This window comes from Streptomyces sp. XD-27, assembly GCF_030553055.1.
Classification (GTDB): domain Bacteria; phylum Actinomycetota; class Actinomycetes; order Streptomycetales; family Streptomycetaceae; genus Streptomyces.
The window spans coordinates 5,282,995-5,296,488 of the sequence record NZ_CP130713.1 but is presented as its reverse complement, the minus strand read 5'-3'; the positions used below and the strand labels follow the sequence as shown (position 1 = coordinate 5,296,488).

The following is a 13,494-nucleotide window of genomic DNA, read 5'->3' as shown; positions in this document are numbered from 1 at the left end:
CGCGCCTTCCTAGAGCAAGGGGTACAGGAGCCGCTGGAGCAGCCCCAGCGAGTCCTTCGTCAGGTGCGCCTCAGGCTGGACGGCGGCATCCACCGGAGGCAAGGCCGTTTCGCTCAGGCTAGCGAACCATTCGTTGTACCGGGCCAGTGAGTCCTCGTCACCAAGGTTCAGCGACTGCTCGATGTGAGGCACACTGACGGTGCCAAGTTCAGGCACTGTTGGCTCAACCAGCGTGAAGGGCGTGCCGAACGGCAACGGGCCGTCGAACGGCAGAATCTGAATCGTCACGTTCGGCAGCCTGGACGCCTCGATCAGCCGCAACAGCTGATCGCGCATGACCTCTGGGTTTCCCAAGGTCACGTGGAGCGCGGCTTCGTGGATGATCGCGTGGAACCGGGGCGGATTCTCACCGGTGAGGGCGTCCTGCCGCCGCATGCGGAACTCGATGTCAAGGTCTTGCTCTTCGGGTGACACGCGAGCGTAGCCGCGCCGGAAGGCAGCTGTCGCGTACGCCTGAGTCTGGAGCAGAACGGGGACGAACGTCGACTCGTAACTCACAATGCGCTCCGCTCCTGCCTCAAGTTCGGCGATGTCAAGCAGCGACGGCCTGATCTGGCCCCGGTATGCGCTCCACCACCCCTTGCCCTTCGCCTGTCCCAACTCGATGAGCGCGTCGATATAGGTGGCGTCTTCACTACCTCCGGCGGCGGCGAGAGTTCGTAGTCGCTCCGGCGACAGGCTGGTACGCCCAGCCTCGACGCTGCTGATGTGAGCCTGCTGCATGCCCATCACCGCAGCGCTCTCGCCGACGCCAAGCCCCGCACGTTCGCGCATCTTTCGAACCTCCGCCCCAAAGCGGCGCTGACGATACGTGGGATTGGCCCGGAGCCCCATAGTCCCCCTCCTCTTTCGCGGCAATAGGTTGTTAATAAGCAACGCTACTCGCTACCTTGGGTGCGGCACCAGTCACATAAGGTACTCACTGGAGGCTGCCACATGCGCATGCCCGAAGAAGCCTGGTCCTACGGACTGTTCATCCCCCACGACCCCGCGCGATCGGCGTCGTCAGAGCCACCATCCGCAGCATCCTCAAGGCTGCACGCCTCACCTGCATCACCGACACCGCCGAACTGCTCGTCTCCGAGCTGGCGACCAACGCGTACCGCAGCGCCACGACCCACGCGTACATCAGCATGGAGTGGGAGCCCGAGCCACCCGACCTCCGTGTCGCCGTATGGGACACCGGACCCGGGCTGCCGGAGCCGCGCGCGGCCCGGGACGGCGACGAGAGCGGACGCGGGCTGACGCTGGTGGAAACGTGCGCCGACGACTGGGGCATCGACCGGTACCCCAACGGCAAGGCCGTCTGGTTCACCATGTCGGCCAAGCCGCACCCGGCGGAGTGAGGCCGTGCGGCAGACTGGTCATCGTTCAGCGGCCATGACCGCCTGTGGACTACGTACAGCACACGCCAGAGGAGACAGCGTCGTGAGCACCCAGCCCATAGAGCACTCCCAGCACGACGACGAGCCGCTGTTCCCCATGCCGCCGCTGACGGAACAGGCGCTGAGAGTCGCCGTTCGCACCCTGGATCTGAGCGCGTCCGTGCGCTTCGAAGCCGAGTTTCACGATGCTTGGCAGGAAGCTGTTCAGACCGACAGCACCGTTCCGATGCACACCTTTCTGCATCGCTGGGGGTCTTCGTGGCGCTGCGGCGCTTTCCCCGACGGGCTGAGCGACTGCAAGAGCTGGAGCGGGCAGTCGCCGAGGCCGAGAGCCGCGAAGCCGCCCGAAGCGCCGCCGCCGAGATCGGGGAGCTGCTGGACGCGGCCCGCCGCGAGGTCGCGGAGTGAACGACTGGACGTGGGAGTACCTGCCCGACGCTGAGAATGTCGTCGGCGGTCTGGACCCTCAGATCAAGCACGACGTGGAGCGACTCGCGCAACGCCTCGCCGACGCGGCCTCGGTGAAGTACCTCGGCGATCCGCCGCTCCACGAATCGGGAGTCTCGCGGCTCCTCGACCACGCGGAAGGCAGACTGATCGTCTGGTATCAGGAGCATCGCCGGCTGTCGACGATCTTCATCATCCGCGTTCAGCACTGGCCGGACACCCCAGCGGGCTGATCGGGCACAACGCAGAGGGCGCCCCGTCCCATGGTCACCATGGGACGGGGCGCCCTCGTTCGGCTAACCCTCAGGGGGGCAGCGTCACGCGTGGACGACGTCCTTTTCCTCCGCGAAGTGGCACGCCGACTCGTGCGCCGCCAGCGAGTCCGTGCCCTGGAAGCGCTCGGGTATCGCCAGCAGCGGCGTCTCCTTGGCGCACTTGTCCTCCGCCTTCCAGCAGCGGGTGCGGAAGCGGCAGCCCGACGGCGGGTTGGCGGGGCTGGGGACGTCGCCGGAGAGGATGATCCGCTCGCGGCCCTCGCGGGAGTCCGGGTCCGGGACCGGGACCGCCGACAGCAGCGCCTGGGTGTAGGGGTGCGTCGGGTGGTCGTAGATCTCGACGTCGGTGCCGATCTCGGCCATCTTGCCGAGGTACATGACGCCGACGCGGTCCGAGATGTGCCGGACGATGGACAGGTCGTGGGCGATGAAGAGGTAGGAGAGGTTGAACTCGTCCTGCAGCTTCTCCATCAGGTTGATGACCTGGGCCTGGACCGACACGTCCAGGGCCGAGACCGGCTCGTCGCAGATGATGATCTCCGGGTTCAGCGCCAGGCCGCGCGCGATACCGATCCGCTGCCGCTGGCCGCCCGAGAACTGGTGCGGGTACCGGTTGATGTACTCCGGGTTCAGGCCGACCACGTCCAGGAGGTCCTGGACCTTGCGGCGCCGGTCGCCCTTCGGAGCCACCTCCGGGTGGATCTCGAACGGCTCCCCGATGATGTCGCCCACCGTCATCCGCGGGTTCAGCGACGTGTACGGGTCCTGGAACACCATCTGAATGTTGCGGCGGACCGCCTTCAACGCGCGCCCGGACAGCCTGGTGATGTCCTGGCCCTTGTAGAAGACCTCACCGGCGGTGGCCTTCTCCAGCGTCATCAGCAGCTTGGCGACGGTGGACTTGCCGCAGCCGGACTCGCCCACGATGCCCAGGGTCTCGCCCTGGTACAGGTCGAAGGAGACCCCGTCGACGGCCTTGACCGCGCCGACCTGCCGCTTGAAGAGGATGCCCTGGGTCAGCGGGAAGTGCTTGACCAGATTGCGGACCTGGAGGATCGGCTCACCGCGTTCGACGGGCGCCTCGATCGCCGCGACCGCCTCCTCGGTGGTGGCCGCCGCCACCTCCTCGACCTTGGTCACGTTCGGAGTCGCGTCCTCCACGGCCTTCATGCTCTTGTTCTCGTCAGCCATGGATCGTCTCCTTCCAAAGGTGGCACGCGCTGCCGCGGCCCGGCAGCTCGGTGCCGTCCTGCTCGGTGACCGCGTGCAGGACCGGCACATCGGTAAAGCAGATGTCCTGGGCCTTGGGGCAGCGCGGGTTGAACGCGCAGCCCGACGGGATCTTGAGCAGGTTGGGCGGCAGGCCCTTGATCGCGTACAGCTCCTGGCCCTTCTGGTCCAGGCGCGGGATGGAGTCGAGCAGGCCGCGGGTGTACGGGTGCGCGGGCCGCTTGTACAGCTCGTGCACCGGGGCGGTCTCCACGATCCGGCCCGCGTACATCACCGCGATCTTGTCCGCGACGTCGGCCACCACGCCCAGGTCGTGGGTGATCAGGATCAAGCCCATGTTGAACTCGCGCTGGAGCTCCGCGAGGAGGTCCATCACCTGGGCCTGGACCGTCACGTCAAGGGCCGTGGTCGGCTCGTCGGCGATGATCAGGTCCGGCTCCAGCGCCATCGCCATGGCGATCATGATCCGCTGCCGCATACCGCCCGAGAACTGGTGCGGATAGTCCCCCACCCGCTCCTTCGCCGCCGGGATACGCACCCGGTCCATCAGCTCGATGGCCTTGGCCTTGGCCTCCTTCTTGGAGAGGCCCTGGTGGACGCGGAACATCTCGCCGAGCTGGTAGCCGACGGAGAGCACCGGGTTGAGGGCGGACAGCGCGTCCTGGAAGATCATCGCGATCTTCCGGCCGCGGATCTTCCGCCGCTCCTCGTTGCTCATGGTGAGCATGTCCTGGCCGCGGTAGAGGATCTGGCCCTGCGGGATCCTGCCGGGCGGCATGTCCAGGATGCCCATGATCGCCTGCGCGGTCACCGACTTGCCGGAGCCCGACTCGCCGAGGACGGCGAGCGTCTCACCGGCGCTGACGTCGTAGTTGACGCCGTTGACGGCCTTGGCAACGCCGTCGCGGGTGTGGAACTCCACGTGCAGATCGCGGACTTCCAGCAGCGGGGTGCCGCCGTCGTCGCCGGAGCGCGGCGCCGGGACCGACTTGGTCTTCTCGATGGTGGTCACTTAACGCCCTCCTCAGCGCAGCTTCGGGTCGAGGGCGTCGCGGACGGCGTCGCCGAGCATGATGAACGCGAACACGGTGAGGCTCAGCATTCCGGCCGGGAACATCAGGACGTGCGGGTTGTCGCGGATCGCCGTCTGGGCATCGGAGATGTCGATACCCCAGGAGATCGTCGGCGCCGCCAGGCCCATGCCCAGGTAGGACAGGGTGGCTTCGGCCGAGATGTACGCACCCAGCGCGATGGTCGCCACCACGATGGTGGGCGCGATCGCGTTGGGCAGGACGTGGCGCCACAGGATCCGGCCGGTGCCGGCACCCAGTGCGCGGGCCGCCGTCACATAGTCCGCCTGCTTGGCGGTGATGACGGAGCTGCGCGTCACGCGGGCGATGGAGGTCCAGCCGAGGAAGGCCAGGGCCAGCACCACCGTGTACACCTTGCGCTCCGTGAAGGCGTTGAGCGCCACCATGGTGCCGAGCAGGAACGGAATGCCGAAGAAGATGTCCGTGATCCGGGAGAGGACCGCGTCGAACCAGCCGCCGAAGTACCCGGCGAGCATGCCGACCAGTCCGCCGAAGAGGGTGACCACCACGGTCACGCCGACGCCGACGAGGATCGAGGCCCGGGTGCCGTAGATGACCCGGGAGTAGATGGATCGGCCCTGCCCGTCATAGCCGAACCAGTCGGCCTGGAAGAAGTGCGACAGCTCCGGCTTCGTCAGGAAGTGGTTGGTCAGATCGCCCTTGGTGGGGTCGGCGTCGGTGAACAGGCCGGGGAACGCCGCGATCGTCAGCAGCAGTGCCAGCAGCGCCGCCGAGATCCAGAACATCGGCCGGTGGCGCAGGTCGTACCAGGCGTCGCCCCACAGGGAGCGGACCTTCTCCGGACGCTCCTTCTTCCCGCCCGTGACGGGGCCGGTGGCGACAGGCTTGGGTGTCTTCGACTCCGCCACAGCGGCGTTGCTCGCGCTCTGCGGGTTTGCCCCAGTGTGGCTATGCATACCGGATCCTCGGGTCCAGGACCGCGTACAGCAGGTCGATGAGCAGGTTGATCACCAGGATGATGAGGACAAGGATCGTGACGACACCGACGATCGTGGTGCCCTCCTTGCCCTGGAGCGCCCGGTAGAGGACGTAGCCCACACCCTTGACGTTGAAGATGCCCTCGGTGACGACCGCGCCGCCCAGCAGGCTGCCGAGGTCGGCGCCGAGGAAAGTGATCACCGGAATGAGCGAGTTCCGCAGCAGGTGGACGCCGACGATGCGGCGGCGCGGCAGGCCCTTGGCGAGCGCGGTGCGCATGTAGTCGGCCCGCAGGTTCTCCGCGAAAGTGGTACGGGTCAGCCGTGCCACGTACGCCATGGAGAGCAGGGCCAGCACAAAGCCCGGCACCAGCAACTGACTGAAGTCCGTGGAGTCCTGGACGTTCGGCGACACCCAGCCGAGTTCGTCGGCGAAGAGGAACTGGGCGAGGTAGCCGAGGACGAACACCGGGATCGAGATGACGATGAGCGTGAAGACCAGCACGCCGGTGTCGACGGCCTTGCCCGCCTTGAGCCCGGCCCAGGCACCCAGGCCGATGCCGACGACGATCTCGATGGCGAGCGCGACCCCGGTCAGCCGCAGGGTGGTCGGGAACGCCTGGTTGATCTCCTCGATGACCGGGCGGCCACCGAAGGTCTTACCGAAATCGCCCTGGAAGAGTCGGACCATGTAGTCCCAATACTGCTGCAGCACGGGTTGGTCGAGCCCGTATTCGTGGCGCAGCCTCGCGACCGTGGCCGGGTCCGGCGCCTTGTCTCCCCACATCGCCTTGATGGGATCGCCGGGGAGAATATTGACCATGAGGAAAATCAACAGAGTGGTCCCGATGAACACCGGGATCATCTGGAGCAGTCGCCTGACGACGTAGCGCCCCATCATGCCTCCATGCCGTTGGGGGCGGCGGCGGCCTGCGTACGATCCGCGCATCAAGGGTGGGCGCGCGGCGGTACGGACCTACGCCCGCGAGCCGGTGCCGCCGTCCGTTGTCCGGAACGGCGGCACCGGCAAGCTGTCCCGATGCTTACTTCTTCACCTGGACCTGGTCGAAGATCGGGTCGCCGTCCTGACCGTACGGGATCTTCCCGAGGATCTTGGTGGACTGACCGCTGTTGACCTTGTAGTACCAGAGCGGGATGGCCGGCATGTCCTTGACCAGGATCTGCTCCGCCTCCTGGTAGAGCTTCACCGTCTCGTCGAGCGTGGGAGCCTTGTCGGCCTTGGCCGCGAGCTCGTCGAACTTCTCGTTGGCGTAACCGCTGGTGTTACCGGCGGCCTTGGAGCCGTACAGGTCACGCATGAAGTTGGAGTTGACCGGGTAGTCGAGCACCCAGCCACCGCGGTACATGGACTTGACCTGGTGCTTGTCACGGGCGTCGAGGTCGGCCTGGAAGGTCGGCTTCGGGTCGCCGACGCAGTCCACGTTCACGGCCTGCTTGATGCTGTTGCAGACGGCGTCGACCCACGGCTTGTGGTCCAGGTCGGCGTTGTACTGGATGGAGATCTTGTTCTCCGGGACGCCGCCGCCCTGCTTGATGAGCTCCTTGGCCTTGGCCGGGTCGTACTTGACGATGTCGCCGAGGGCGCCGGCCTTGTGGCCCAGCACGCCGCGGGCGACGAAGCTGTCCGCCGGGGTGCGGGAGCCGTGCAGCACGGTCTTGGTGATGACCTCACGGTTGATCGCCATCGACAGGCCCTGGATGACCTTGGGGTCGATGTCCTTCCACTGCTTGGTGTAGAAGGCCGGGACGATCGACTGGACCGCGGAGTACTCCTGGTCGATGGCGCGGGCGCCGAGGTCCTGCTTGTAGTTGGCGAGCGAGGTCGACGGGACCAGCTCGATCCAGTCCACGTTGTTCGAGCGCAGGTCGGCGTAGGCGGCTTCGGCCTTCGTGTAGTTGATGAAGTCGATGCCGCCGTTCTTGGCCTTGTTCGGACCCTGGTAGCCGTCGAACTTGCGGACCTCGAGCCGCTTGTTGTGGTCCCACGACTTGAACTCGTAGGGACCGTTTCCGACCGGCTTCTCACCGTAGCCCTTGGGGTCCTTGAAGAAGCCCGCCGGCAGCGGCGCCCACACGTCGTAGGCCAGCTTGTACGCGAAGTACGACACCGAGCTGTTGAGCGTGATCGTGAACTCGTTGTCGTTGACGACCTTCAGGCCGGACATCTTGTCGGACTTCGGGTCACCCTTCTCCGGGTGGACGTCCTCGTAGCCCTTGATGTCGGAGAACCAGCTGGAGTTGGTCTGGGCGTTCTTGACGTTGGCCGACCAGTTCCAGGAGTCCACGTAGGACTTGGCGGTGACCGGGGTGCCGTCGTGGAACTTCCAGCCCTTCTTGAGCTTGACCGTCCAGACCGAGGAGTCCTTGTTCGGCGTGACCGACTCCGCGTTGACGTTCACCAGCTTGGCGTCAGGGCTGTTGGGCTCGTAGTCGACCAGACCCGCGAAGATGGTGCGCAGGACACGGGAGCCCTGGCTTTCCTTGGCGTTGGCCGGCTGCAGCGGGTGCTGCGGCTCGCTCAGCTGGGCCTTGACGATCCCCTCCGGGTTCGCCGTGCCCTTGTTGATGTCCGCGTCGCTGTTTCCGCTGCCGCTGTCGTCGCCGCCACAAGCGGTCGCGGCCAGCGCCACAACCGCAGCCATCGCGACCCACTTGGCGCTCTTGGCACCGCGCATGGGTTTGCCTCCTCAGGAGTCACTGTCACTACGAGAAGGAGGCACCGGGCAACACGCTGACACCCCTGACAGCGGCGAAGACCAGGTACCCCCCGAGTTCGCTCGTAGGCCAGCGCTCCCCACAGCGCGTGACCCATTGACCCGAGCTCAATGGACCCCATGATTGAGCACCTCAGGCCCATAAACCACACTTAAAGAGTCTCGCTTTGGTCACATCATCTACGCGCGGAGCGTCGATATCCGGACAAAGCCGCCCCAGACAGACGCACGCGAAACGGACTGTTAACGCATCATCCGGATGCGGCTCGCCGGTATGCGGACGGTCGTTCGTGAATATCCGATTGACTGGCAGTTTCCTGACATGACGAAGGCCCGGACCCTCCGCTGGAATCGGAGAAGTCCGGGCCGTCGCGCTACGTAGCAGGCCGGCGAGGCAAGGTCAGGCGGCGCCTCGCCGACTTAAGGCATCAGCCGTGCTTCGCCCGCGAGGCGGCGCGCGCCCGCTCCCGCTGGTCCAGGTTCACCTTGCGGATGCGGACCGCCTCCGGGGTGACCTCGACGCACTCGTCGTCACGGCAGAACTCGAGGGACTGCTCCAGCGACAGCTTGCGCGGCGGGACGATCGATTCGGCGACGTCAGCGGTCGAGGACCGCATGTTCGTCAGCTTCTTCTCCTTGGTGATGTTCACGTCCATGTCGTCGGCGCGCGAGTTCTCACCGACGATCATGCCCTCGTACACCTCGGTGCCCGGCTCCACGAAGAGCACGCCGCGCTCCTGCAGGTTGGTCATCGCGAAGGCGGTGACGGCGCCGGAACGGTCGGCGACGAGCGAGCCGTTGTTACGGGTCGTCAGGGTGCCGAACCAGGGCTCGTGGCCCTCGTGGATGGAGTGGGCGATACCCGTGCCGCGGGTGCTGGTCAGGAACTCCGTGCGGAAGCCGATGAGGCCGCGGGACGGGACGACGAACTCCATGCGGACCCAGCCGGAGCCGTGGTTCGACATGTTGTCCATGCGGCCCTTGCGGACACCCATGAGCTGCGTGACGGCGCCCATGTGCTCCTCGGGCACGTCGATGGTCATGCGCTCGACCGGCTCGTAGACCTTGCCGTCGACGTCCTTGGTGACGACCTGCGGCTTGCCGACGGTGAGCTCGTAGCCCTCCCGGCGCATCGTCTCGACCAGGATCGCCAGGGCCAGCTCGCCGCGGCCCTGCACCTCCCAGGCGTCGGGGCGCTCGGTGTCCAGGACGCGCAGCGAGACGTTACCGATCAGCTCGCGGTCCAGACGGTCCTTGACCTGGCGCGCGGTGACCTTGCGGTCCTTGACCGCGGCCTTGGCGTCCGCGCCCTTGCCGGTGCCGCCGCGGCCGACCAGCGGGGAGGTGTTCGTACCGATGGTCATCGAGATGGCCGGCTCGTCGACGGTGATCAGCGGCAGCGGGACCGGGTTCTCCGGGTCGGCCAGCGTCTCGCCGATCATGATGTCCGGGATGCCGGCGACCGCGCAGATGTCGCCCGGACCGGCCTTCTCGGCCGGCTTGCGGGTGAGCGCCTCGGTCATCATCAGCTCGGAGATGCGGACGCTCTGGACCGAGCCGTCGCGCTTGATCCACGCGACCGTCTGGCCCTTCTTGAGCTCGCCCTGCTCGACGCGGAGCAGCGCGATGCGGCCGAGGAAGTTGTCGGCGTCGAGGTTGGTGACGTGGGCCTGGAGCGGCGCGTCCTCCTCGTACGTCGGGGCCGGCACGTGCTCCAGGATGGTGGAGAAGAACGGCTCCAGGTCGGTCGAGTCGCCCGGAACCGTGCCGTCCTCCGGCTTGGTGAGCGAGGCGATGCCGTCGCGGCCGCAGGCGTAGACGATCGGGAACTCGATCTGCTCCTCGTCCGCGTCCAGGTCGAGGAAGAGGTCGTACGTCTCGTTGACGACCTCGTCGATACGCGAGTCCGGGCGGTCGGTCTTGTTGATGCACAAGATGACCGGCATCCGGGCCTGCAGGGCCTTGCGGAGCACGAAGCGGGTCTGCGGCAGCGGGCCCTCGGAGGCGTCGACGAGCAGCACGACCGCGTCGACCATCGACAGACCGCGCTCGACCTCGCCGCCGAAGTCGGCGTGGCCGGGGGTGTCGATGATGTTGATCGTGATCGGGTCCCCGCCGTCCTTGGGGTGGTACTTCACCGCCGTGTTCTTGGCGAGGATCGTGATGCCCTTCTCACGCTCCAGGTCGTTGGAGTCCATGACGCGGTCGTCGACGGACTCCAGCTGGTGGGCGGCGAAGGCACCGGCCTGCTTGAGCATGGCGTCGACGATGGTCGTCTTGCCGTGGTCGACGTGGGCGACGATGGCGACATTGCGGATGTCGTGGCGCGTGGGCATACGAGCGGCGCTTCTCCCGGGATAGTGGACGGCTTGCGCGTACGTTGCCTCGTACGCGGGCCCTGCCGGGCTGGACACGCCACGGCCTCACCCCATGGTACGGGGCCGCCGGGCGAGTGGTTCGCCCGGCGGATGTGACCTCGGTGACCTGCCGGTCCGCCGTTCCCCGTCTGCGCTGGTCAGGGGCCATGAAGACGGCTACGAGGGACGGCTGCGAGGGGCTACTTGCGGAAGCCGATGTCCTGGTAGCGGGGGGTTCCGAAGCCGAAGGCGCCCGCGTTGGCCAGGGACTTCTTCGCCGCGACCAGCTCGGGGCGCTGGTAGAGCGGGATGGAGCCCGCCGCCGCCCAGATCCTGGCGTCCGCGCTGCCGACGAGGCCGCGCGCCGCGCCCTCGTCCAGCTCGGCGGCCGCCTTCTCGAAGAGCTGGTCGATCTGGTCCGTACCGACCCGGCTGTAGTTCTGCTCCACCACCAGGGAGCCGTCGGCCGCGGGCTGCGGCTTGGCGTAGACGGGGCGGGCGTCGGTGGCCGGGAACGCGGTGGCGGGCCAGGAGTACAGGGCCAGGTCGAACTCGCCGGCGGCGATGTGGTCGCTGAAGTAGCTGGCGTTCCGGACCTTGACGATCTCCGTGCCGACGCCGATCTCCGCCAGCATCCGCGCGATGCGGTCGCCGACGGCGCGCAGCGGGGCCGAACCGGGGCCGTCGGGCAGGACGAAGCGCAGGGTCAGCGGCTTGCCGTTCTTGATGCGGACGGGGGTCTCCCGCGGACCCGCCTGCCCGGTGCGCTCGCGGGCCGCGTCGGAGTCCGGGCCCTGTCCGGCGGCGGGGCGGTGCTTGGCCTCCGCGTGCGGCCCGGCTGCCGGGTGCCGCCCGGTTTCCGGAGCCCGGCCGGCTTCCTGCCGCTGCCCGGCCTCCTGCCCGGCCTCATGCTTCGCTTCCGCTCCGGCCTGCTGCCCGGCCTCCGGCTTCGCCTCCCGCTTGGCCTCCGACTTCGCCTGCCGGCGGCGTTCCGCGTCCGGGATCGGCTTCGTGCCGCCCTCCTGCCAGCCCGCCTCGGCGAGTGCCGCCTGCGCGGCCTGCGGGTTCCGGTCGCCCAAGGCGCCGCTGCCGTCGCGGTAGCCGGTCTGCGTCCGCATCAGCAGATGGCTGCCGAGCGGCTCGGGGGCAGGCCCAGGGGCGCCAGCACCGCCTTCGCCAGTTTCTCGCGGTCGATGGCGCCCGCCACGGCGCGGCGGACGCGCTCGTCGGCGAGCGGCCCTTCGGTGCCGTTGAGGGCGAGCTGGGTGTACGCGGGCTCCAGCGCCTTGCGTACGGTCAGCCTGCGCAGCGCCGCGAGCTCGTCGCGCTCCTTGGCGTACTCGGCGCGCATGCTCGGGGAGCCGTTCCGCCCGGCCCAGGCGCGCAGCGCGGCCGCGGACTTCCGGCCGGAGTCCTGGTCCCCTGCGCCGCCCGCCTCCAGGATCCGGGCGGCGGTGGCCGCGTCGGTCTCGGCCAGGTCCAGCCGGCCTGCGGCGAGGGCGGCGGCGCGCCGGTCGCGCGGGACGGCCTGGAAGGCGATGCGGTCCAGCCGGGCCCGGTCACCCCACCAGCGCGGGTTCCGGTCGAGGGTGACGGCCTTCGCGGCCTTGGTCCGGATCCGGAACGGTCCGGCGGTGACCTTGAGCTCCTTGCGGGCCCGGTCGTTGAAGCCGGTGGGGCTGCCCATGACCGAGCGCGGGTACAGCGGGGTGAACAGCGAGGCCCAGTCGGCGTACGGCTTGGCGAAGGTGACCTTGACCTCGCCCTCCTTCCCGCCCGCCTCGATCTTCGCGATGCGGTCGTACCCGGCGTTGCGCGCGGTCCAGAACCGGTTGTCGGCGCCGCGCAGGGCCTTCCACTGGGCGGTGAAGTCCGCCACGCCGATCCGGCGGCCGTCGCTCCAGACCGCGTCGGGGTTCAGCCGGTAGACCACGACCTGCTTCGGCGCCCGCCGGACGATCTCGGCGGAGCGCAGGTAGTCGGGGTTGCGGTGCGGCCTGCCCTGGCCGTCGAGCGTGAACAGCGAGGGCAGCACGGCGCCCGTGATCCGCTCGGTCCCGGCGTCGGCGTCGGCCTGGAAGGCGTTGAAGGTGGCGGGCGCGGCGTCCAGCGCCCAGCGCAGCGTCCCCCCGTCGCGCAGCTTGGCGCGCGGGGCCGGCGCGACGTCCCGGACGGCGGCCACCGGCTTGGCGTCGGGCTCGTCGGCTCCGCATCCGGCGAGTACGGGCACCGGGAGCAGCACCCCCACGGCGAGCAGCGCGGTACGGCGTCGCGTGGCGTTGGGCATGGGTCGTACCTCCGGGTGCGCGATGACACACTTGTGCGCTTTTGTCCACTTTTGCCGCTGATCGCATATACTGCCCCCACACTGAAAGCGATGGCTCACCCGGCGGCACGCCGACACGGCGGCGACGGAACCGAGGCCACCTGGACGGACCAATCTGGCTTCCGTACGGACGAAACCGGCTTCGGCGCGCGCGCCCCGGCGCGTGGCGGCGCGTACCGTCCGGTGCTTGCCGCAATCGCGACAGATCCCCTTCCCAACCCCACGGCACCGCGCGACACTCTCTGTCGCATGAGCGTCGCCGCCCGCAACCGCAGAAGCGCTACCGCAGAAGTGAGGGCAAGCCATGTCCGTAACCGACGACTTGACGGCAGCTCAGCGCTGCCTCGACGACCTGGACCGCGCGATCGTCCGACTGGAGCAGCAGGTCGGCGGCGGTCTGGATATCAAGCGGATCCGCTCCGACAGCCACCATCTGCGGGAGAGCCTCGCCCTGCTGCGCGAGTCCGCGCCCGCCGAGAAGCCGCGCCGGGAGCTGCTGACGATCCCCGACACGCCGTACGACAGCGCGCTGTGGGCGGACGCGGACGACGAGGGGCTGGGCGCGCGGGACCGGCGCGCCCCGTAACGCCGGAGCCGGACCCCAGTTCTCTTCTGTGACTGGGGCTCCGCCCCAGCCCCGGCCCTCCTCC

At 68.3% G+C, this 13,494-nt stretch carries 11 protein-coding genes and 1 pseudogene; 4 read left to right on the top strand and 8 right to left on the bottom strand.

All coding sequences use genetic code 11. The features are described from left to right. Window positions 1-9: 9 nt before the first annotated feature. Complete coding sequence (locus Q3Y56_RS23025) at window positions 10-894, bottom strand: helix-turn-helix transcriptional regulator (RefSeq protein WP_304463748.1); 885 nt, start codon at window positions 892-894, stop codon at window positions 10-12. A 95-nt stretch (window positions 895-989) separates the two neighbouring features. Here Q3Y56_RS23025 and Q3Y56_RS23020 point away from each other — a divergent pair, with 95 nt between their 5' ends. From Q3Y56_RS23020 to Q3Y56_RS23010, 3 genes are all read left to right on the top strand, one after another. After that, complete coding sequence (locus tag Q3Y56_RS23020; RefSeq protein ID WP_369696863.1) at window positions 990-1,406, top strand: ATP-binding protein; 417 nt, start codon at window positions 990-992, stop codon at window positions 1,404-1,406. A 297-nt stretch (window positions 1,407-1,703) separates the two neighbouring features. Beyond that, window positions 1,704-1,853 (top strand): hypothetical protein, encoded by a 150-nt coding sequence (locus tag Q3Y56_RS23015; protein ID WP_304463747.1) that lies wholly within the window; start codon window positions 1,704-1,706, stop codon window positions 1,851-1,853. Further along, window positions 1,850-2,125, top strand: a complete 276-nt coding sequence (locus tag Q3Y56_RS23010; protein ID WP_304463746.1) for a hypothetical protein — start codon at window positions 1,850-1,852, stop codon at window positions 2,123-2,125. The genes Q3Y56_RS23015 and Q3Y56_RS23010 overlap by 4 nt, the downstream gene beginning before the upstream one ends. A gap of 84 nt (window positions 2,126-2,209) precedes the next feature. Here Q3Y56_RS23010 and Q3Y56_RS23005 read toward each other — a convergent pair whose 3' ends face one another. The 7 genes and pseudogenes from Q3Y56_RS23005 to Q3Y56_RS22975 all read right to left on the bottom strand — a co-directional run bounded on the left by Q3Y56_RS23005 (window position 2,210) and on the right by Q3Y56_RS22975 (window position 12,805). Then, window positions 2,210-3,358, bottom strand: a complete 1,149-nt coding sequence (locus Q3Y56_RS23005; protein ID WP_304463745.1) for an ABC transporter ATP-binding protein — start codon at window positions 3,356-3,358, stop codon at window positions 2,210-2,212. After that, entirely contained in the window at window positions 3,351-4,409 is a 1,059-nt protein-coding gene (locus Q3Y56_RS23000) for an ABC transporter ATP-binding protein (protein ID WP_304463744.1), read from the bottom strand. The genes Q3Y56_RS23005 and Q3Y56_RS23000 overlap by 8 nt, the downstream gene beginning before the upstream one ends. A 12-nt stretch (window positions 4,410-4,421) precedes the next feature. Beyond that, window positions 4,422-5,405 carry an ABC transporter permease gene (locus Q3Y56_RS22995; protein WP_304463743.1) on the bottom strand — a complete coding sequence of 328 codons (984 nt, stop codon included), beginning with the start codon at window positions 5,403-5,405 and terminating at the stop codon, window positions 4,422-4,424. Then, on the bottom strand, window positions 5,398-6,324 hold the full coding sequence (locus Q3Y56_RS22990) for an ABC transporter permease (protein WP_304463742.1): 927 nt from the start codon (window positions 6,322-6,324) through the stop codon (window positions 5,398-5,400). Before Q3Y56_RS22990 ends, Q3Y56_RS22995 begins: the two co-directional genes overlap by 8 nt. 145 nt (window positions 6,325-6,469) lie before the next feature. Then, on the bottom strand, window positions 6,470-8,122 hold the full coding sequence (locus Q3Y56_RS22985; RefSeq protein ID WP_304463741.1) for an ABC transporter substrate-binding protein: 1,653 nt from the start codon (window positions 8,120-8,122) through the stop codon (window positions 6,470-6,472). Window positions 8,123-8,589: 467 nt separating this feature from the next. Then, window positions 8,590-10,497 carry a translational GTPase TypA gene (gene typA, locus Q3Y56_RS22980; protein ID WP_304463740.1) on the bottom strand — a complete coding sequence of 636 codons (1,908 nt, stop codon included), beginning with the start codon at window positions 10,495-10,497 and terminating at the stop codon, window positions 8,590-8,592. A 221-nt stretch (window positions 10,498-10,718) separates the two neighbouring features. Then, window positions 10,719-12,805 (bottom strand): annotated as a pseudogene (locus Q3Y56_RS22975) (ABC transporter family substrate-binding protein). 343 nt (window positions 12,806-13,148) lie between these two features. On the opposite strand from Q3Y56_RS22975, the gene Q3Y56_RS22970 reads away from it, so the two are divergent. Then, complete coding sequence (locus Q3Y56_RS22970; protein WP_304463739.1) at window positions 13,149-13,430, top strand: hypothetical protein; 282 nt, start codon at window positions 13,149-13,151, stop codon at window positions 13,428-13,430. Window positions 13,431-13,494 lie beyond the last annotated feature (64 nt).

Bases quoted from the DNA above. Each gene is read 5' to 3' on its own strand.
- Q3Y56_RS22995 (WP_304463743.1), bottom strand. From the start codon at position 5,405: ATGCATAGCCACACTGGGGCAAACCCGCAGAGCGCGAGCAACGCCGCT.
- typA (WP_304463740.1), bottom strand. From the start codon at position 10,497: ATGCCCACGCGCCACGACATCCGCAATGTCGCCATCGTCGCCCACGTC.
- Q3Y56_RS22985 (WP_304463741.1), bottom strand. From the start codon at position 8,122: ATGCGCGGTGCCAAGAGCGCCAAGTGGGTCGCGATGGCTGCGGTTGTG.
- Q3Y56_RS23005 (WP_304463745.1), bottom strand. From the start codon at position 3,358: ATGGCTGACGAGAACAAGAGCATGAAGGCCGTGGAGGACGCGACTCCG.
- Q3Y56_RS22990 (WP_304463742.1), bottom strand. From the start codon at position 6,324: ATGGGGCGCTACGTCGTCAGGCGACTGCTCCAGATGATCCCGGTGTTC.
- Q3Y56_RS23025 (WP_304463748.1), bottom strand. From the start codon at position 894: ATGGGGCTCCGGGCCAATCCCACGTATCGTCAGCGCCGCTTTGGGGCG.
- Q3Y56_RS22970 (WP_304463739.1), top strand. From the start codon at position 13,149: ATGTCCGTAACCGACGACTTGACGGCAGCTCAGCGCTGCCTCGACGAC.